At 44.7% G+C, this 19,129-nt stretch carries 19 protein-coding genes; 11 read left to right on the top strand and 8 right to left on the bottom strand.

What is annotated here, in order from left to right:
- Positions 1–415 precede the first annotated feature (415 nt).
- Positions 416–820 carry a response regulator gene (locus LEPTO7376_RS01230; RefSeq protein WP_015132476.1) on the top strand — a complete coding sequence of 135 codons (405 nt, stop codon included), beginning with the start codon at positions 416–418 and terminating at the stop codon, positions 818–820.
- 30 nt (positions 821–850) lie between these two features.
- Here the strand turns inward: LEPTO7376_RS01230 and LEPTO7376_RS01225 are convergent, their stop codons facing one another.
- The 4 genes from LEPTO7376_RS01225 to LEPTO7376_RS01210 all read right to left on the bottom strand — a co-directional run bounded on the left by LEPTO7376_RS01225 (position 851) and on the right by LEPTO7376_RS01210 (position 5,376).
- Positions 851–1,744 (bottom strand): alpha/beta fold hydrolase, encoded by an 894-nt coding sequence (locus LEPTO7376_RS01225; protein ID WP_015132475.1) that lies wholly within the window; start codon positions 1,742–1,744, stop codon positions 851–853.
- A 94-nt stretch (positions 1,745–1,838) separates the two neighbouring features.
- A complete protein-coding gene (gene yidD, locus LEPTO7376_RS01220) occupies positions 1,839–2,075 on the bottom strand; it encodes a membrane protein insertion efficiency factor YidD (protein ID WP_015132474.1) in 237 nt (78 codons plus the stop codon).
- 10 nt (positions 2,076–2,085) lie between these two features.
- On the bottom strand, positions 2,086–3,987 hold the full coding sequence (gene ftsH / locus LEPTO7376_RS01215) for an ATP-dependent zinc metalloprotease FtsH (protein WP_015132473.1): 1,902 nt from the start codon (positions 3,985–3,987) through the stop codon (positions 2,086–2,088).
- 273 nt (positions 3,988–4,260) lie between these two features.
- A complete protein-coding gene (locus tag LEPTO7376_RS01210; RefSeq protein WP_015132472.1) occupies positions 4,261–5,376 on the bottom strand; it encodes a hypothetical protein in 1,116 nt (371 codons plus the stop codon).
- A gap of 293 nt (positions 5,377–5,669) precedes the next feature.
- Between LEPTO7376_RS01210 and LEPTO7376_RS01205 the strand changes: the two genes are divergently transcribed.
- Together LEPTO7376_RS01205 and LEPTO7376_RS01200 are read left to right on the top strand one after the other, a co-directional pair.
- Positions 5,670–7,337: a mechanosensitive ion channel family protein gene (locus LEPTO7376_RS01205; protein WP_015132471.1), complete on the top strand. Its 1,668-nt coding sequence runs from the start codon at positions 5,670–5,672 to the stop codon at positions 7,335–7,337.
- 103 nt (positions 7,338–7,440) lie between these two features.
- Positions 7,441–8,673 carry a DUF3747 domain-containing protein gene (locus LEPTO7376_RS01200; RefSeq protein WP_015132470.1) on the top strand — a complete coding sequence of 411 codons (1,233 nt, stop codon included), beginning with the start codon at positions 7,441–7,443 and terminating at the stop codon, positions 8,671–8,673.
- Positions 8,674–8,778: 105 nt separating this feature from the next.
- Here the strand turns inward: LEPTO7376_RS01200 and LEPTO7376_RS01195 are convergent, their stop codons facing one another.
- Together LEPTO7376_RS01195 and lipA are read right to left on the bottom strand one after the other, a co-directional pair.
- Positions 8,779–9,291, bottom strand: coding sequence for a DUF4149 domain-containing protein (locus tag LEPTO7376_RS01195; RefSeq protein ID WP_015132469.1), 513 nt, complete (start codon positions 9,289–9,291; stop codon positions 8,779–8,781).
- 146 nt (positions 9,292–9,437) lie between these two features.
- On the bottom strand, positions 9,438–10,337 hold the full coding sequence (gene lipA, locus LEPTO7376_RS01190; RefSeq protein WP_015132468.1) for a lipoyl synthase: 900 nt from the start codon (positions 10,335–10,337) through the stop codon (positions 9,438–9,440).
- A gap of 194 nt (positions 10,338–10,531) precedes the next feature.
- Here lipA and LEPTO7376_RS01185 point away from each other — a divergent pair, with 194 nt between their 5' ends.
- The 3 genes from LEPTO7376_RS01185 to LEPTO7376_RS01175 all read left to right on the top strand — a co-directional run bounded on the left by LEPTO7376_RS01185 (position 10,532) and on the right by LEPTO7376_RS01175 (position 12,717).
- Positions 10,532–11,089, top strand: a complete 558-nt coding sequence (locus tag LEPTO7376_RS01185) for a response regulator (protein WP_041764648.1) — start codon at positions 10,532–10,534, stop codon at positions 11,087–11,089.
- Positions 11,090–11,210: 121 nt separating this feature from the next.
- The gene (locus LEPTO7376_RS01180) at positions 11,211–11,420 is read left to right on the top strand and encodes a hypothetical protein (protein ID WP_015132466.1); all 210 of its coding nucleotides are present in this window, start codon (positions 11,211–11,213) and stop codon (positions 11,418–11,420) included.
- Between the two features lie 73 nt (positions 11,421–11,493).
- Complete coding sequence (locus tag LEPTO7376_RS01175) at positions 11,494–12,717, top strand: AI-2E family transporter (RefSeq protein ID WP_015132465.1); 1,224 nt, start codon at positions 11,494–11,496, stop codon at positions 12,715–12,717.
- Positions 12,718–12,776: 59 nt separating this feature from the next.
- On the opposite strand, the gene LEPTO7376_RS01170 is transcribed toward LEPTO7376_RS01175, so the two are convergent.
- Positions 12,777–13,286, bottom strand: coding sequence for an HNH endonuclease (locus LEPTO7376_RS01170; protein ID WP_015132464.1), 510 nt, complete (start codon positions 13,284–13,286; stop codon positions 12,777–12,779).
- A 164-nt stretch (positions 13,287–13,450) separates the two neighbouring features.
- Here LEPTO7376_RS01170 and LEPTO7376_RS01165 point away from each other — a divergent pair, with 164 nt between their 5' ends.
- From LEPTO7376_RS01165 to LEPTO7376_RS01145, 5 genes are all read left to right on the top strand, one after another.
- Positions 13,451–14,368, top strand: a complete 918-nt coding sequence (locus LEPTO7376_RS01165) for a TIGR01777 family oxidoreductase (RefSeq protein WP_015132463.1) — start codon at positions 13,451–13,453, stop codon at positions 14,366–14,368.
- A gap of 96 nt (positions 14,369–14,464) precedes the next feature.
- Positions 14,465–14,758, top strand: a complete 294-nt coding sequence (locus LEPTO7376_RS01160) for a DUF2470 domain-containing protein (RefSeq protein WP_015132462.1) — start codon at positions 14,465–14,467, stop codon at positions 14,756–14,758.
- Between the two features lie 358 nt (positions 14,759–15,116).
- Entirely contained in the window at positions 15,117–15,398 is a 282-nt protein-coding gene (locus tag LEPTO7376_RS01155; RefSeq protein WP_015132461.1) for a hypothetical protein, read from the top strand.
- A gap of 213 nt (positions 15,399–15,611) precedes the next feature.
- Positions 15,612–16,493, top strand: a complete 882-nt coding sequence (locus tag LEPTO7376_RS01150) for a M48 family metallopeptidase (protein WP_015132460.1) — start codon at positions 15,612–15,614, stop codon at positions 16,491–16,493.
- Between the two features lie 86 nt (positions 16,494–16,579).
- A complete protein-coding gene (locus tag LEPTO7376_RS01145) occupies positions 16,580–17,632 on the top strand; it encodes a tetratricopeptide repeat protein (protein WP_160148356.1) in 1,053 nt (350 codons plus the stop codon).
- 75 nt (positions 17,633–17,707) lie between these two features.
- Here LEPTO7376_RS01145 and LEPTO7376_RS01140 read toward each other — a convergent pair whose 3' ends face one another.
- Entirely contained in the window at positions 17,708–19,000 is a 1,293-nt protein-coding gene (locus tag LEPTO7376_RS01140) for a DEAD/DEAH box helicase (protein ID WP_015132458.1), read from the bottom strand.
- Positions 19,001–19,129 lie beyond the last annotated feature (129 nt).

Genomic DNA, 19,129 nt, shown 5'->3' with positions numbered 1-19,129 from the left:
TGAAATTCTGAATCCCGTATCCTAGCAGTTCGCGTGGATAACATCCGGTTTTACAGCCTAGTTAACCATATTAAACCTTGAGCCACCTGTTCATGGGCAATTCACGGCAATGATTCCATAGAATAATCGCGTTTATTCTGCTGGGTTGCCATAACTAATTTGAATGGTACACCTCATTGATTTTGCTGACATTATTTGGGGACGAGTATTGATGATGACGAGCGATCGCCGTAAGTTGTTCTCGTAAAAGTCACAAAAATCAGCGATTTTACTGAGATGACATTAGTGTTTTAGCGGGCGTGCTTATGAGCTATAGCGAGTACCTTGATACGTACTGTTTACCTCCTGTGGAGCACAAATTTTGCCATGTTGCATCAGTTGCTAACCAAGACAGCAAAAGGCGTGACACACCAATATGCCGAAATCTTCCCAACCCTTTCTTACTCGTGTTCTCATCGTTGAAGATGACCATATTAATCGTGCTGTGTTCAGCAAACAAATGGAACAGATGCAATATGATGTGGCATCCGTGAAAAACGGTAAGGAAGCAGCAGAATATTGTTCCAACAACTGTGTGGATATCATTTTGATGGATTGTGCGATGCCCGTAATGAATGGCTATGAGGCGGCCACAAAAATTCGACAAGAACAGTATGAGCAGTCCCACTCCCCTGTGATTATCGGGATTACAGCCTATGCAATGCCTGGCGATCGCCAGAAGTGTTTGGCAGCAGGGATGGATGATTATCTTGCCAAACCGGTTTATATCAAAGATCTCAAAACGATGTTAGACAAATGGTCACAACCATTAGCTGTTTAATTTGCGATTGAGACTAAGCTTAATTGCGATTTATGCTTCTTGAGCTGCGAGCCACTGCATGACTTGAGCATTGACTAATTCTGGTGCTTCATCCTGTGGGCAATGACCAACCCCTTCAAGAGGAATAAACTCGATGTCGGAATACTGTGCCACCATTTTTTGCCCTAGGGCGATTGGTTCCCAAGGATCTTCTGTGCCCCACATTACTACTGCCGGACAGGGTAACAAAGGTAAGAGCTCGTCTGGTAATGCTCCCTGTGAATAACTAATAAATGCGAGAAAAACATCCACAGCACCCTTGTCTTTTGCAGGAGTGAGCAGAATATCGATTAATTCATCAGTGATTGCAGAGGTGTCGTTGTAAGCCTGGGAGAGGACATTGCGGATTGCTTTGGGTTGGGCAATTTGTTTGAAAAATAATTTACCGAGAGGTGTGCCCGTTAAAACTTTTTGGAAAATTGGTACTCCCCATTTTTGATAAATGGGTGATTTTGCAAGGTTTTTTTCGTGGAAAAGTCTTAGGGAAAAATTTAATGAGACAATTCCTTTTACCCATTCTGGATAACTAACGGCGGTTTGCATCGCGACCACACAGCCGATGGAGTTGGCGACTAAAAAAGCCGGTTCGCCGATCACCTCTTCACAAAATGCTTGAATTTGAGCTGCCCAAGTATCAAAAGTGTAGTCTGCTTCAATGTGTGGAGTGGGCTTTGCTGATTTGCCGAATCCAAGTAAATCAATGGCATAACAACGGTATTGCTGGCCAAGGACAGGTAGATTTTTTCGCCAATGTCCCACCGATGCGCCAAAGCCATGGATCATCACAACAGGGGGTCCTTCTGTGCCATAGCAGCGGTAGTTGATGTCAAAGCCCTGCCATTGCCATGTGTTATCGGTCATCGGGGCTGTCGCAGTTACGGTCATAGCGGCGTTCGGAGGGGTGATGGTTCTAAAAATACTTTCTATGTTTGGTTATAGGGCGATCGCCCCGCAAAAAACAAGGTAAGCCATTTAGAATTTAATCGGGAGACTGATGATCGCAGCGGTGAGGCACCGGATCATAACCACCCTCTGCAAAGGGATGACATCGCAAAATTCTCTTGATGGCTAGCCAACTCCCTCGCAGCACACCATATTCCTCGACGGCATCTAGGGCATATTGAGAGCAAGTCGGTTGGAATCGACAGCTCGCCGGAAAGAGCGGCGAAATAAGAACGCGGTAACCGTGAATGAGACCTAGTGCAATTTTTTTCATGGCTGACTACCTAGGAGGCGATCGCCTGTTTTTCGAGCACAATGTCAGACTTTGTTGCCTCAGCGACAATCCGACGAAATTCCTCACCCTCCATCGTTTCCTTCTCGATCAGCAAATCCACCAAGCGATCCATCAAAGTACGGTTTTCTTGGATGATCTGTTTGGCACGCTCTAGACCATCAAATGCAATTTGACGTACTTCCTCGTCAATGGCGCTAGCAATCTGCTCAGAATATTCTGGCGGTGAGTTTTGCCAATTATTTTGTAAAAAGACTTCACCACCATCTTTCTCGAGGGCGAATTGGCCCAACTGAGACATACCGTATTTCGTAACCATTCGGCGGGCCAAAGCTGTTACTTTCCGAATATCGCCTTCTGCACCACGAGTAACCTCATCTTCGCCAAATACAATGATTTCTGCTGCACGACCAGCCAATGCACTTTCGATATCCGCCAAAATTTTCTGACGCGTATCTAAGCCCATTTCTTCACCTGGTAAATACCAAGCAGCCCCCACCGCTGTTCCTCGTCGAATCAAGGTTACTTTCTGGAGGGGATCATGGTGAGGATTAAGAGTCGCAACAAGAGCATGACCAACTTCGTGGTAAGCCAACAAGCGTTTATTTTTACTATCTGCAATTGGTAAGCCTTCCATCCCTGCCAATACCCGGTCGATCGCCTCATTAATTTCTGCCATGGTGATTGCTTCTTTGCGACGGCGAGCGGTGAGAATAGCTGCTTCATTGAGTAGATTGGCAAGGTCTGCACCCGTGAAGCCAGGAGTACGGCGGGCAATAACTTTGAGGTCAACTTCTTCTGCGACTTTCTTATCTTGGGAATGTACATCCAAGATAGCGAGACGACCGATATGATCGGGATAATCAACAGTGACTTGACGGTCAAAGCGCCCCGGACGCAATAAGGCTCTATCAAGGACATCAGGGCGGTTTGTGGCGGCGATGACAATGACGCCAGAGTTGGTTTCAAAGCCGTCCATTTCCGTTAGGAGCTGGTTAAGGGTCTGTTCTCGCTCATCGTTACCACCGCCGATGCCTGCACCGCGTTGACGACCCACTGCATCAATTTCATCGATAAAGACGAGACAAGGGGCATTTTCTTGGGCTTTGCGGAATAAATCTCGGACTCGCGATGCACCAACGCCGACAAACATTTCGACAAATTCGGAACCAGAAATACTAAAAAATGGCACACCTGCTTCTCCAGCGATCGCCTTAGCGAGGAGCGTTTTACCTGTACCGGGAGGGCCAATGAGAAGCATTCCCCGGGGAATCGTGGCACCAATCGCTGTAAATTTATTGGGTTCTTTGAGGAATGTGACCACCTCTGCCAATTCTTCTTTGGCTTCCTCGATACCTGCTACATCATCGAACATCACACCTGTATCAGCTTCCATCTGAAATCTCGCCTTCGATCGCCCGAAATTCATGGCGTTATTCTGAGCATTGGCAGAGCGACGGATAATCATCACTAAGCCACCAATCAACACGAAAATGAGTAGAAGGTTTGTGAAGAGGGCGATCGCCACGGAGTTGTCCTGAGAGGGCACCACCTCAAAATCAACGTTGTTTTCTTTGAGAGCGTCCAATAATTCTTTGTTGTTGCTCAGGAGCTGGAGTGTTTCAGCTTCTTCCTCGCTCTGACCAACTAGCGTTACCGTTGCCTTATTCGTCTCTGGATCGAGGACAAATTTTTCGACCCTGTCTCGCTCGACTTTCTCTAGTAGCTCGCCATAGGTCAATCCCTGCTCTTCCTCTGTATTTTGGGCGATCGCCGGTGCGCCGAAAACTAGAGCTTGCCCTAGAAGTAGTCCCAACAAGCCAGCCTGAAACTTGAACTGCTTGGAGCTGGAGGACTGGTTTCGCTTAAAGATAGAGGAAAACGGGCTCTTCATAGGGCACAAACGGAGCAATAACGAATTTTTTCTATTGTAGAGTTTTCGCCCATAAAATAGGTATCTGAGTTGATACTTGTGACTTTTTTGTTGCAGTGATAGTTTTCACCTCTAAATAAATAATGGCTTTTTATCAAGAAAACTGTTTGGTCTCAACCCTTTCAATCAACAGAAAAGTATAGGAGAAATCAATAGAATGAGACCTATTTCTACGAGATGAGAATACCAGCTCTTTATTCTATAGATGTTTGTCTTGATAAGAGATTGCTCTAGCTACATACAACGTGATTTGTTTAACCAGCAATACTTTGAATTTTTCCGGAAGTTATTATTGCTTGATGACCTGAACTGGCTCTGGTTTTTCTGCTTTTCTTGCAAAAATCTTTCAGTGCTGGAGTTGAGTGATATTGCTATAGGCTCTTCGATATTTTGCTCTATCGGAGAAATGTTATCTGAAGTAGAGTCTATCGGCTGTTTCGATTGGAGATTCAATTGATGATTGAATATTTGAGTAGAGAATTCTTCTTGCTTGGAATTTGAGTTTTTAGGTGTCTCTATATTGGCAATCTCTGCTAGAAGAAATGCATCGGAGTTAATAGGATTTCGTTGAGTTTGTTGGCTTATTTGGGGTCGGTTGAGTTCTGCTATGCTAGTTTGATTTCTGCTTTGGAGATCAGATACTCTTTGTTCTACATTTAAAGGTTCCAGCACTGGTAAGCGTTTCGAAAACTCACTCCTAATCACGGGAGTCCTCTGAGCCACATATGTTGGTTTCTGAGTCGATTGAGAGTTTAGAACGGAAGGTCTAGCAGTCGTTACGTTGGCATTAATCGTTCTTGCTGTAGTGTTTTGCTCTACGATTACTGCTGGTTTTGGTTCGCTGCTGAATTCTTGGGCGATCGCCGCCACATTATTAGACTCTAGATTGGGTAAGCGATCTGTAAAAGATGGAGCTAGTTGGTGCTTTAGTGCTTCTGAATTTACGTGCTTGACTGATTGTTTCTGGATGGGTTGATTTTCTAGTGTGGCGATCGCTTGCGGCCTGGAATTTTCGCTCATCGGCAATACTGGTTGATTGAGTTGTGGATTTGCCGTGGCCTCTGAAGGCGGAGAAGGAATCTGTTCCTGACGAAATTCTACTATCGGAGATTGTTCGGGCTGACTAATTGCATGGCTAATCTCAATGGCTGGTTGTTCACTTGCCATGGTGTGGTTGTGGGATGGCAGCTCTGGTTCGGGCATTTCCGGCAAAGATGCTGCCTCTGCTGCATTTGCCATCAGTGGTTGGGCTAGGATGCATAGCTCTGCAACCAATAATTTAGTGGTTGGCGATCGCTTTATCGTATTGTGCGCAAACAAGTGTGTTTTGGTGTTTTGAGGAATAGACATATAGGGCAATCGACTTCCAAACAATCAGAGAATACGTGTCCATTTATTTCTTCAATCGTTTCAAGAATATGTCCGGATAAACGCCTCCCAAGATGAGCTGATACAATCTTGTGACGATCGCCCTCAGATACCCTTCACCTCGATTTTCGTAAGATATTTTTTCAACAAAAATTAATAGCGGGATGATTACTCATATTGGAAATGCTGAGTTGGTAACCATCAAACATCTTTAAATAATTTCTAAATTTACCCAATCCTAATAGTTGAGCTAAGTCATTAAGAGCGAGAAAAATATGACAGATCTACTCATTCAATTCAGACCAGTGGGGATAGATATTCTTACTGTGATGGCTCAGATAGTCATTTTTCTAATCGTGATTTTTATTGTTCGCTATCTTGCTTTCAATACGATTGAGCGTCTCTCACAATGGTTTCCTGATACTCCTCTAAATCCTTTAGGCGTTACTAAAGTTGTCTTTAGAAAAGGTCTAAACATCATCGTTTTTGTGGGTTTAGGCTTTATTGTTTCCGTTAATAGCTATTTGTTTTACACCAGCGAATCTATATTGGCTTACATGCAAGGCTTAGTCTTTGGTGTACCAAGGGGACAATGGCAATCTTTTGGGATTGGAATTTTTAAGAGTTTGTTATTGCTGTTACTAACGGCATTAATTATTGCCTCCCTTAGGCCTTGGTCAGAACGGCTAGGAAATCGCCTCAAAACATCACAGCAAAATGAAGCAAACGAGCAGAGTCTTAATAAGCTTTTATGGGCGGTAGAGCTGAGTTTAGAGACAGGTCTATGGTTACTCGCACTGGTGATTTGCTTAGAATTCGTGTTTTTGCCAGATAAGGCGATCGCCTACTTCTATGTGGCATTGGAATGCTATTTACTCACTTGCCTTGGCGTAATTTGTGTCTATGGCATCTTTACACTGATTGATACCCTCAATGCCTTAGCCGATCCTTACATTGCTGAACATCCCAACTCCCTTTTACGATTTTATCCACGGTTTCGATATCTTATTCGTCTGACCAAACGATGCTTAGAATATGGTGTTTTTATCGCGATTGGCGGACTGATTTTTACACAGTTACCTTGGTTTAAACCCCTTGCGATTTATTCCGTTACCATTAACCAACTCATCGCTATCATCTTGGGGACAGGCATCTGTGTTGAGTTGGCCAATATTTCCATCGAAGAGTTTTTATTACGCCATGACAACCTCGATTTTTCGCAACGTCGCCGTCGCCTTACCTTTATTCCTCCCCTACAAAATATTGTTCGTTACCTAATTTATTTTGGGTCTGGGGTTGCGATTCTTAGTGTTTTGAAAGTTGACCCAACCCCTGTGTTAGCTGGTGCTGGTATTGTCGGTCTTGCCCTCAGTTTGGGTACTCAAAATCTCATTAATGATCTGGTTAATGGCTTTACGATTTTGCTGCAAAACTATTATTTGATTGGCGATTTTGTGGAGACAGACAATGCAACAGGTGTGGTGGAAGCGATGGATCTACGGGTCACCCGTTTTCGCTCACCGGATGGCCGGTTACATATCGTTCGTAACGGTGACATTAAAACCATCGTGAATTATTCCAAGGAATATGTATATGCTGTGGTGCTTGTAGGGGTAGATTATGACTCCGATTTAGATCATGTGTATGGCGTTCTGACCGAAGTTGGTAAACAGGTAAAGGAACTTCATTCGGATGTGTTGGAGCCGACACGTATTGATGGTCTGGATAATTTTTCGGAGTCAGAACTGACGATCCGCACCTCAACGAAAGTGAAACCGGGAAGACATTTACCTGTTCAGCGTCTTGTCCGCAAGCTCATTAAAGAAGCTTTTGATCGTGAAAATGTAGAGATTCCTTTTGCGCGGCGTGTCCTAATTCTTAAAAATGACACATCAGAAAATGTAGAAAAAATCAAGGATGTGACGGATAAGTTAGAGAATTAGTTGCTAAAACGGACAATTGTAAAAGTGTCATGCAGAAATGGCTCAAAATCTCTGGCATCCAGTCTAATAAAAGCAGTGAATCTCAATTAAGGATAAACATCAGATGTTTAAGACTGCTCTACCGTTGAAATGTTTGGCGATCGCCGCGACTACTGTTGCTACAACTTTTGTTCCGTTCCAGAGTGCACAATCCCAAAGTATCTTTGGGGAAGACAGCATTAACCAAAGCCAAATGGCAGCGGTGGCAGTGCCTCTCAAATCCGGTGACTTTAATCTCCTCGTGATTGAGCAATTTGAAGGGAAGCGGGCTTGTTGGTCAGAATCCGGTAGCAGCCCCACCGTCATTGATCCTTTACTGCTCAACTTTGTTTTTACCAGTGATTGCCGTCGTAGCACCGACAGTAACGGCTATTCGATGCGGATTGATGGCGAAGATTTGGGGACAAAATATTTGCTCCAGATGAAACGCTCCGAGAATAACGTTCGTTTGATTGCGACCCCGAGTGATCGTTCTAAACCTGAAATTCTCATTGGTCAAACCAATGGTCTTGCTGACGATTATCTAAAAATTGATCTCTTACCCGGTTGGGACTTCACCCGCCGTACTTACGAAAATAAGCCCCTCGGACATTTCTACTTCTCTGCTGATGGGACTCAAGTTGTGACGCTTGAATCTGGCTCTACTGGCGGTGGTACTGTGGTCGTTACGCCTCCTCCCGTAGATGAAACGCCTGATGATACTGCGGCATCTCGTTTTACTGATATTGGTGGCGATATTTACCGCAGCGAAATTGAGCAAGCGGTTAGCGTTGGCTTTATTGCGGGCTTTAATGACAATACTTTCCGCCCCACTGAATCTTTGACTCGTGAGCAACTTGTCTCGATGGCGATTGAAAGTCTCAAAGTCGTTCCCAACAGCAATATTCAAGTAGCGAGTCAAGGCAGTTCTTTCCCTGATGTAGCATCAAATCGTTGGAGTGCAGGAAAAATTGCTTGGGCACAGCAAAACAATATTGTCAGTGGCTATAAAGATGGCACTTTCCGTCCCACTCAACAAGTTACTCGTGCTGAATTAATGGCGATTCTCCGTCGTACTGCGGAATATGCCAACCAACTCCAAGGCAAAGGTGCGACCCTCGCAGCAACATCTACAGCATTCTCCTTCGTTGACCTTGATGGGCACTGGGCAAATGACCTCACCACTCAAATGTCCACTTACTGTAATGCAGCAACGCCTTATCAAGAGTCTGGCGATCGCTTCTTGCCTGACACTGCTTCTCAGCGTAACTACGCAGCAGCAGCAACTTTGAGAACAATCCGTTGCGCAACTAACTAATACATGGCCTAAAGCTTAGAACATATGAGATAGCAAAATCGGGATATTGCCAGTGCAATATCCCGATTTTTTTAGGTGGTTACTATGTTGTGATCGCGAAAAGCTCTAGGCGATCGCACAATTTTTTTTGTAACACCATCGCCAGAGGGTTAGGCCCAGAGCAAATTTAGTGAGCTCCAAAACCCAGTAACAAGCGTGCAGCCAAATCATCGGTTGCGGCATGGTGGGAGGAACGGTTATGGTTTCCATTTCTAGTCCCCAACCGCTAATTTGTGGGGTCAGAACATAGGTATAGGCGAGGGCTATATTTAATAAAACACTCGCGATAACCAAGGCATTCAGGCCACGGCGATCGCCAAAATTATTTTGAGTTCGAAAAATAAAAAATGCGGTAAGAATAATTGCGGCGCAGACTAGTTCAAGGCGATTAAATACGCCAAAGAGCACGTAGCCAGCACTAATAAATCCGGTATCTGCCATCATCCCCGTCGAGAATAATACGGGTACAATCACAGCATCCAATAAAAAAGACGCGCTTAGCCAGAAACCCAATACCACCATCACGACAAGGTTCCAGTCGATAGTAAATATTGGGCGTTTAATTGATGAGGTATTCATTTCTACTTCCCGCTGCTATTGCAGCTCAAGTCTTCTTCAGCTTAGAACTCTGGTGAGATGCAAATCCAAAACCGCTGAAAATCATATTGTCTGGCAATAATCCTTGATGAAACGCAATATTTTACTGGCGATTTGACGCAATATTTTTATGGCTCGCCTGCATGGTAAGAACTCCGCACCAAAGGCCCTGAGCGAACATGGCTAAAGCCCATCTCTCTGGCGATCGCCCCTAGCTCTTCAAACTCTTCGGGTGTCCAATATTTTTGCACTGGTAAATGTTCAAGGGAGGGTCTTAGATATTGACCTAAAGTGAGGCGATCGCAGTCTACTTTTCTCAAATCCTGTATCGCTTCAACAACTTCATCTTTCGTCTCACCATGCCCAAGCATTAATCCTGATTTTGTCGGAATGTCAGGATTAAATTCTTTAACGAGTTCTAAAACTCGTAGCGATCGCCCATACTTTGCCCCGCGTCGCACCTTATCCTGTAGCCGTTCTACCGTTTCAATATTGTGGTTGTAACAAGCCGGATTGGCCGTTACTACAGCTTCGACCCTTTCTTTTTGGCTGGTTTCTCGTCCCTTACCACTCCAAAAATCTGGTGTTAAAACTTCGATTAAAGTGAGTGGATTACTAACACGAATGGCCTCCATCACTTTCACAAACCAATCTGCACCACCATCCGCAAGGTCATCTCGCGCGACTGAGGTGAGCACCACGTAATCCAAGCCTAATAGCTGCACCGACTCTGCCACTTTTGCTGCTTCGTCTTGATCCAGAGGCATTGGTTCATGCCCTTTATCCACCTGACAAAAGGCACAAGCACGGGTACAGGTTGGCCCCATCAGCAGAAAAGTTGCCGTTTTATTGGCATAACATTCGCCCCGATTCGGACATTTTCCCTCTTCGCAAATCGTGTGAATGCCGCGTTGCTTAATGATGCGTTGCACTGTCGAAATTTCACTGGCTTTACCGAGGGGAGCCTTTACCCATTTTGGGAGAGGTTGAGTCGGCAGAGTAGAAGGACGATCACGTGGGGTTGGCATGGGACTCGAAGAAAAAGCAAGTTTTAAATAGCGTTTGGAATTGTGTTTTGATCTTTAAAAATTAGCTTACACTGTGTATGTTAAGCGTAAGCTTTGTGTTAAACCTGATTATGGTCTCGTCTTTACACTGTCCGATGCCGGAACCACTAGAGTAAAGACATTTAAAGTCTGCCATTCTTTTTGTGAAGGAGTGTATTGTGGCCCACAAAATCCTAGTAATCGACGATAGCAAGGTTATCCGCATGCGGGTAAAAGATATGCTGCCTGACGGTAATTTTGAAGTGATCGAGGCGAAAAACGGCCTTGAAGGCTTTAACTTGATTAATACCGAGCAGCCAAATTTGATTATGTTGGATTTTCTCCTTCCGAAAATGAGCGGTTGGGAAGTCTACCAAGAAATTCAAAAGCGCCCTGATCTAAAGGTCATCCCACTAGTTTTGATGTCTGGACGTAAGGAAGAAGTCACTGAAAAGCTGACTGAACCTTTTGAGCTGTTTTCTTTTATTGAAAAGCCGTTTGATCAGAAACAGCTGATCGATGCGATTAAGGATGCTATGGCGAAAGCCCGTAAACATCCCAAGGTTGTATCTGCACCATCAGCAGATGCTGCGGCTGAACCTTCTGGTGGTGGCGTCGCTTCTGCTGATGTTCAAGCTTTGCAAAAACGGGTTGAAAGTCTTGAGAATGAGATCGAAACGCTGAAGAAGCAGATGGGTCAGCTTGTGAGTTTCATTAAGCAAAAGCTTAAGTAATCCGCTGCTAGTGTATTGGGTTTAGATGATATCGCCATTTTGATTCAGGGTTGGTGATCGCCCATTTGTTGTGGGCTCATGTGAATGAGAGTAAATATTTTTTTGGAAATGATGTCCAGCTATGGCAGAACAATTTAATGTCCTTCTCAAGATCCTTGTTCTGTCTGCGATTGGCTCAGCAATTATTAAGTACGCTATCCCGTTTGGTTTTCATGTAGAGGCGATCGCCCCGTCCTCCGCTATTGCACTTGTTACTGTTTTATTACCCTCAATTGTGTTGGCTGTTTTGCTCTGGTGGCGATCGCAACAAGACTCCTCCCCCGTAAAATAACGTTGCATTTTCTCAAACTTCCAAGAATAGCTGTTGCATAATCGAAAAAACACAGCTTGGAGTCCAAAATCACGTGAATTTTCGCAAATGGAGTGGCTTTATCGTCTTTCTGGGATCGCTCTATATCCTTTGGCAGCTCCGAGAATTTCTATTGCTACTGCTCACGGCAGTGATTTTGGCCAATGCCCTCAATGTGCTCGTAGTCAAACTCCAGAGCCTCAGTGCAACCCTTGCTAAAAAATTTAATCAGCCTCGTTTTTGTTTGGGGCGATCATATGCTGTCTTTGCCTCACTCTTTTTAGTAGGGTTTGTGATTTGGCTGGCATTTACCATCGTTATCCCGCCGTTTATTGGGCAGTTTCAGATTTTGTTTGAAAAACTCAATTCTGGTTTGTATCAAATTGATGATTGGGTTGAAATCCAGATCATTCAGATCGAGCAAAATCTCAATATTGATGTCAGTGAGCAAATGCCCGATTTTACCGGATTGATTGAGCAAATCCCGACATTATTCAATGAACTACTGGGACGTGGTTGGACGTTCTTTTCAGACTCCCTTAAAGTCTTGCTGAATATTTTATTGCTGGTTGTCTTGACCTTAATGTTCCTTGCGGATCCACAACCCTATCGCCGAGGCTTTATTCGATTATTCCCCTCCTTTTATCGTCGTCGCATTGATGAAATTTTGACCCTCTGCGATGAAGATCTGAGGGGTTGGGTCGCAGGCATCATGTTCAATATGTTCTGTATTGGCGTGTGTAGCTTTTTAGGCTTGTCGGCACTTAGATTGTCATTGGCTTTACCCCAAGCGATTTTGGCTGGACTACTCACGTTTATCCCCAATATTGGCCCTGCGCTAAGTGTTGTCCCACCGATTATGATTGCTCTCCTCGAAGATCCGTGGAAAGTCTGGGCTGTCATTCTTTTATATTTTGGTATTCAGCAGCTTGAAGGAAATTTACTGACACCTTGGGTGATGTCTAGGCAGGTTTCATTGTTGCCTGCAGTGACTTTGTTGGCGCAGGTATTGTTTGCTGTCTCGCTGCAACTGGGTTTTCTAGGATTATTTTTGGCATTACCGCTCACCGTTATTGCACAAGTTTTGGTGAGAGAAATTTTAATAAAAGATATTCTTGATCCTTGGCAAGAAATTAATGGGTTAGCACCGGCTGGGAATGTGGCAATGTTAGAGCCAGCGGCTCTGCCATCAGAAAATATTGCAGAATTAACGACTGACGGCCAGCCGAAAGAACCACACGAGAATGAAACTTCTCAGTCGGACGATGATGCCGATTAAAGATTACGACTGGGATGTGCGTTGACGAAAAGCTAATGGCTAATTTTTAGGTCTAGCATTTAGTTAACGTCATTCATCCCAATCACATATTTTTTCCACTCTTTGTTTGCCTCGCCACGGGTATGCTTAACTAGCTCGAAGTACAGACTGCTGTAAGGCTTACGAGGTTTTGTATTGAGGCTCATCTCGGCTTCTTTCGGTGTGCGATTGCCTTTGTGGACATTGCATCGCATACAGGCAGTCACCAGATTTTCCCAGCTATCTGCGCCACCCCGCGATTTCGGGAGGATGTGGTCGAGAGTGAGTTGTTCGCCTCGCTTTAGGCAGTATTGACAGGTTTGGCGATCGCGCTCCAAAATATTTTTACGGGTGAGAGGGATCTCGCGGTAGGGGATTTTAATGTATTGGCGCAGACGAATAACGGTCGGCAGCGGAAAATTTCGGTGAACAACGCGGCCATTATGTTCGAGGCTTTCTGCTTTGTCCTTGAGCAACAACACTACCGCCCGTCGCCAGCTCGTAATATTGAGCGGCTCATAGGAGGCATTGAGAACCAATACTTTGCCCATCTTCTCCTCTCTAATCCCTAGGGAACACAGCGGTTTCAAGTATTTCCGCCTATGCTAGCACAGCCCCATTGAAAGGGTTGGATGTTGTATCCTGTCCGAAGGCTCTACCTCAATCGCCTACTTTTTATTACTCAACTCTCTTAAAAATTCGTCTATTTGTTGCCATGAAAGTTGCTATCTCTGGAGCCACTGGTTTAGTTGGTCAACGTCTTGTTGATCGTCTCCACAAATCTCATGATGTCGTTGTTTTTACCCGCAGTGAAGCGAAAGCTCAAAAGGTTTTTCCTGCATCACGCTACCCAAATCTCAAAATTGTGGCGTACACTCCCAAGACTTCTGGGGCATGGCAAGACAATATTTCTGGGTGTGATGCTGTGGTGAATTTGGCAGGAGCACCCATCGCTGAGCAGCGGTGGACGGCAAGTTATAAGCAAGAAATTCTATCTAGTCGTCAAGTGGGTACTGAAAAAATTGTTGAGGCGATCGCCAAAGCAACAGACAAGCCAAAAACCCTCATTAATGCCTCTGCAATTGGCTATTACGGGACAAGTGAAACAGCAACTTTTGATGAAACTAGTTCCCTTGGCAATGATTTCCTCGCTGAAGTTTGCCAGAAATGGGAAGCAGCTGCGGAGAAAGCTCGTGAATCTGGTACTCGTACCGTGATTCTACGTTCTGGAATTGTACTCGCTAAAGAAGGTGGAGCCCTCACAAAAATGCTCTTGGCCTTTAATACGTTTGTTGGTGGCCCTCTTGGCACAGGCCAGCAATGGGTTTCTTGGATTCATCGTGATGATCTTGTCAGCCTTATTGAAACAGCGCTCCAGTCAGATGCTTGGCAGGGAATCTATAATGCCACCGCACCTAATCCCGTGACCATGCAACAACTCTCCGAAGCACTCGGATCAGTAATTAATCGCCCTTCTTGGCTACCTGTTCCCGGTTTTGTTCTTGAGCTTTTACTCAGTGATGGCGCAAAGGTTGTTTTAGAAGGACAAAAAGTTCTCCCAAGTCGCACTCAAACAGCAGGCTTTAAGTTTGGATTCTCCACGGTAAAAGAGGCGCTTCAAGATCTACTGTAAAAACTATAATCTTTGCTTTAATCAGACACAGCTTTTGAAAGTTGTTCTTTTACACTGATTGTAAGTGTTATCTCAATTCATTTTTAAGAAAGTCCTATGTCAGAAATTATTACGTCTGCTGTGAGTGACCGCATCTGTAACCACATGAATAAAGATCATGCGGATGCAGTCCTAACCTATGCTCAATATTTTGGTAAACGCGATGATGCCAATGCGGCTGAAATGTTAGCTCTCGACGAAGCGGGTATGGATCTCAACATTACGGTAAATGAGCAACTCGAAAAGTTGCGTATTCCGTTTCCTCAAGTTTTGACAAATCCAAAAGACGCCCACACAGTACTTGTGGACATGATGAATAAAGCAAAGGGTGAAACTGCAGCAGCAGAATGATCCCAACCTTTCAACCAACAACACTAAACGGTAAAAAAGCCGGGCGATCGCCTAACTCTTTTACCATTTTCTTCGTTTAGATCTCAGGCCAAAATACTGGGCAAAACACTCCGGAAATAATACGGAATGTAATGCCAAACTTTAAAAAATAAGAATAAATACCGCTTATCGTGCCAAAAAGAACGAACTTCTTCCAGAATGAGTGAGTGAAATCCGAGGGCAACCAAAGAAATTTTATAAAGATTTAAGATTTGTATTGAAAGCCCCTAGTGGTAAGCCCGCTTCGTTACGCTTAAGGCAACCCAACCCGGAGTGAATTCTAGGTTACAACTATTCTCGACTAGAGAATTTTCTTCCCATGAAAAGCACGCTTAAACTATTACCCTCGCTGCTTGTGACGATTGTCATGAGTTCCTTAGCGCCTGTAATGATCTGTGGCTTAGTTTTAGCTGTGTGTTCTCTATTGTTGTTGTGCCCGGGGGTAACCGCGTCGATCTTGCGGGACGGCCTAAAAGAGTTTTTGCAGGTCTTTGGCAATGGCAATGCTGTGGAAGGGATTCTGACGATCGCCATCACTTGCGGTTTTGTGGGCGGTATTTTCGAAACGTTTAACTTTTACTATTACCAAAACAATAGTTAGAAACTTTTCAGAAGAAGATTCTGATATTTCGGTTCACATGGTGAGGCTCATTTTCTTCGGGAGGTGAGTCATTTACGTTTTGGGAACATCGTTACCTTTGCTCACCGTCTAAGCAATTAAGATAAAAATTGTAGGGATAGACTATTTGGCCCTCAAACCAAATTCTCATCTCTGAAAGACTTACAGCATAAGCGCAACAGGAAAACTAAACCCATGCTGCATCGGAAAAAGAATCGTTGGCTATATGGTTGCATGGCAGGCATCACTGCTATCAGTATCAACCTCGCGACCCCTACAGTCAGTCAGGCTGGCTGGCTCGATAATATTTTACGAGGCGTTTTGATTTGGGGGGTGCAGAGTTATCAGATCTCGAATCTGTCTGATGCTGATGAAATGGATTTCGGTAAGCAGATCCATAATGAGATTATTGGATCAAGGCAAGGGCAAGTTCAGCTCTATAACAATACAAAAGTTGTAAATTATATCGAAGAGATCGGTGAACGTCTCGCTGCGAATAGTAGGCGTCCTGGCATCGACTATAGGTTTTTTGTTGTGGATGACGATAGTATTAATGCCTTTGCAACAATGGGCGGCTACACCTATGTGAATACGGGTTTGATTGAGGCCGCAGCGAATGAAGCAGAGCTCGCGAGTGTGATCGGTCACGAAATTGCCCATATCGAAGAGAAGCACTCCATTGGGCAAATGCAAGCCCAAGCGCGAAATCAAGGATTGCTTGCGGCAGCAGGGCTCGATAGTAGTCAAATTGTCCAGCTCGGTGTGGCGATCGCCTTTGATTATCCCCATAGTCGTAGCGATGAACGGGACGCCGATGATCTGGGTTTTGAGCTGCTTACGAAAGCGGGTTATGCACCAGATGCAATGGCTTCATTTATGACAACTTTGATGAATGAGAGTGGTGGTAATGGTGGTTCTTCTTTTTTAAGTACACACCCCGGCACCGCTGAACGTATCGATACATTGCAAAAAAATGCTGATGATTATGTCGCTGATAGTGATTATACGAAGGGCAGCTTCCATGACATTGGCCTTAATGAACAGCACTATCGCAATAAAATCTCGCCTTTACAGTAAGTTAAGCGAGAAATTCAGTTGATATGATCCATCAGTCCGTTTCAGTAGAACATTTGTTAGGTGACATGTTAAAGAAATTTTTACTTATGCCTTTGTCCGTTGGTTTACTTGCTCTGCCGCAATTGCAGCAAAGTACGGTTGCTGTAGAGGCGGTCACCAATTGTGAGCTACCAGCTTGTACGCAGGTTCTGGGAAGCAAGCAATCCAAAGAGAATGAAATTCCTGAAACGGACTTTATAGCTTGGTTTGAGCAAGGTCTCGAATATGGCGCTCAGGGTCGCTATGAAGATGAAATTGCTAGTTATGATAAAGCTCTCGCCATCAATCCTGAGTTTCACGATGCATGGTTTTATCGAGGCTTAGCATTGGGTTTCCTCAATCGTTATGAGGATGAGGTGATTAGCTATGATCGGGCGATCACCCTCCAGCCCAATAATGGTGATACTTGGTTTAACCGTGCCGTTGCCCTGGAAAATCTTGGTCAAATAGATGCGGCGATCACCAGCTATGAAGCAGCAGGAGAAGCAAACCCCGAGGATGCCGAAGCTTGGTATAATCGCGGGATTTTGCTCGGTGGTTTAGGACGTTTTGAAGAAGAAATTGCCAGCTATGATAAATCCCTTTCTATTGATCCAACAAGCACAGACACTTGGTACAACCGTGGGGTTTCATTAGGAGATTTAGGTCGTCTAGAAGAAGAAATTGAGAGTTACGATAAAGCACTCGAACAAGATCCTGAAAATCAAGATGCTTGGTATAACCGAGGGGTTGCCTTTGGTCTTTTGGGAGAGTTTGAGAAGGAAATCGAGAGCTATGACATTCTTTTAGCGCTCAATCCTGAAGATGCCGATACTTGGTACAACCGTGGAATTTCCCTCAGCGATCTTGGTCAAGAATCAGAGGCGATCGTCAGTTATCGTGAAGCCATTCGACTTGATCCCCAAAGAGATATAGTCTTCTATAATATTGCCGTTTCTCAAGTGCGTCTTGGCGAGATAGATGCAGCCTTAGACAGTTTAGAAAAAGCGATTGAGCTCAATCCGGCTAACCGTAGTTTTGCTGAAACAGATGTCGAATTCACTGAACTCTTTGATCATCCTCGCTTCCAAGAATTAGTGTTGCAAGAAGTGTTGAGCTAAGTTAACTGTATTTATTGTAATTTTGTAGGGATTGACCATGGCCAATCCCTACGGCTTAGTAGTTTTTTGCTAGATTTATCGACTAGAAGAATTAGGCTTTCTACTGCGAGAAGGGCGGGATTTTGCACCATAGCTTTTCTTGCGACTTTGGCTATTATTGCCCCGTCTTTTTCTTCTTTGTCCGCCGCCACCACCACGCTTTGGTTTTTCCGTCGTTTCTAGCTCAGACTCTGGTGTGGGTTCATAGCCTGGTAACACCTCCTTATCCAGTTTGCGGTTAAGGAGTTTTTCAATATCTTTTAGAAGGGGCTTTTCGTGGTGGGCAACGAGAGAAAGAGCTTGTCCTTCATTGCCTGCACGACCTGTACGACCAATACGGTGGACATAATCCTCTGGCACATTGGGCAGCTCGAAATTGACGACGTGGGGCAATTGGTCAATATCTAAGCCACGGGAAGCGACATCGGTTGCTACGAGAACGCGAACTTTTCCTTCTTTAAATTCTTTGAGGGCACGAGAACGAGCGCCTTGGCTTTTATTGCCGTGGATTGCCGCAGTGGTGAGGCCATCTTGCGCAAGTTGCTTTGCTAGGCGATTAGCACCATGTTTTGTGCGGGTAAAAACTAAAACTTGACGCCAATTTTTAAAGCCAATGAGGTAAGACAATAGTTCTCGCTTTCGTTTTTGATCGACGAGATGCACCATTTGCTCCACTTGCTCCGCGGCGGTGTTGCGGGGAGCGACTTCGACTTGTGCTGGGTCATCCAATAATGTTTTCGCTAATTTTTGGATGGCTTGGGAGAAAGTCGCTGAAAACATCAGGGTTTGGCGATCACCTGGAATCTTCGCCATAATTTTGCGGATATCGCGGATAAATCCCATATCTAACATGCGATCGCACTCATCTAGGACAAAAATCTCAATGTGGGATAAATCAATTGTTTTTTGGAAGACATGATCAAGCAGTCTTCCCGGCGTTGCTACCACAATATCGCAGCCTCTTTGTAAGCCTTGGATTTGGCGTTTAATATTGACGCCACCGTAAATGACAACTGGCTTTAGTGGAAGATATTTGCCATAGGTGTTAACGCTTTCACTGACTTGAATAGCGAGTTCACGGGTTGGGGTGAGAATGAGGGCGCGCGGGGCACGAGAGCCTTTTTTGAAAGGTACTTCACTCAGTCTTTCGAGGAGAGGTAGGGTGAAACCTGCTGTCTTACCTGTTCCAGTTTGGGCACTGGCGAGAATATCGCGTCCTTGCAAAATCGGAGGGATAGCCTGCTCTTGAATCGGGGTTGCTTCGCTATAGTTTTCGTCGACGACGGCACGGAGGATTTCGCTCGAAAGACCAAGGGTCTGAAATTTCATATTTATTAAGGTGCTCCTGGAGGTGACCCGGCCCGAAATGCTGGGATGCAGTCTTAAGAGCTGTAGGGTGTATGGCTTTTTGTGCAGCGGCTCACTCGACTCGAAAACGGCCAACGCTAACACGGACTA

This window comes from [Leptolyngbya] sp. PCC 7376, assembly GCF_000316605.1.
Lineage (GTDB): Bacteria > Cyanobacteriota > Cyanobacteriia > Cyanobacteriales > MRBY01 > MRBY01.
Note: the sequence above shows the minus strand (reverse complement) of the source record. Positions and strands in the feature narration are given on the sequence as shown.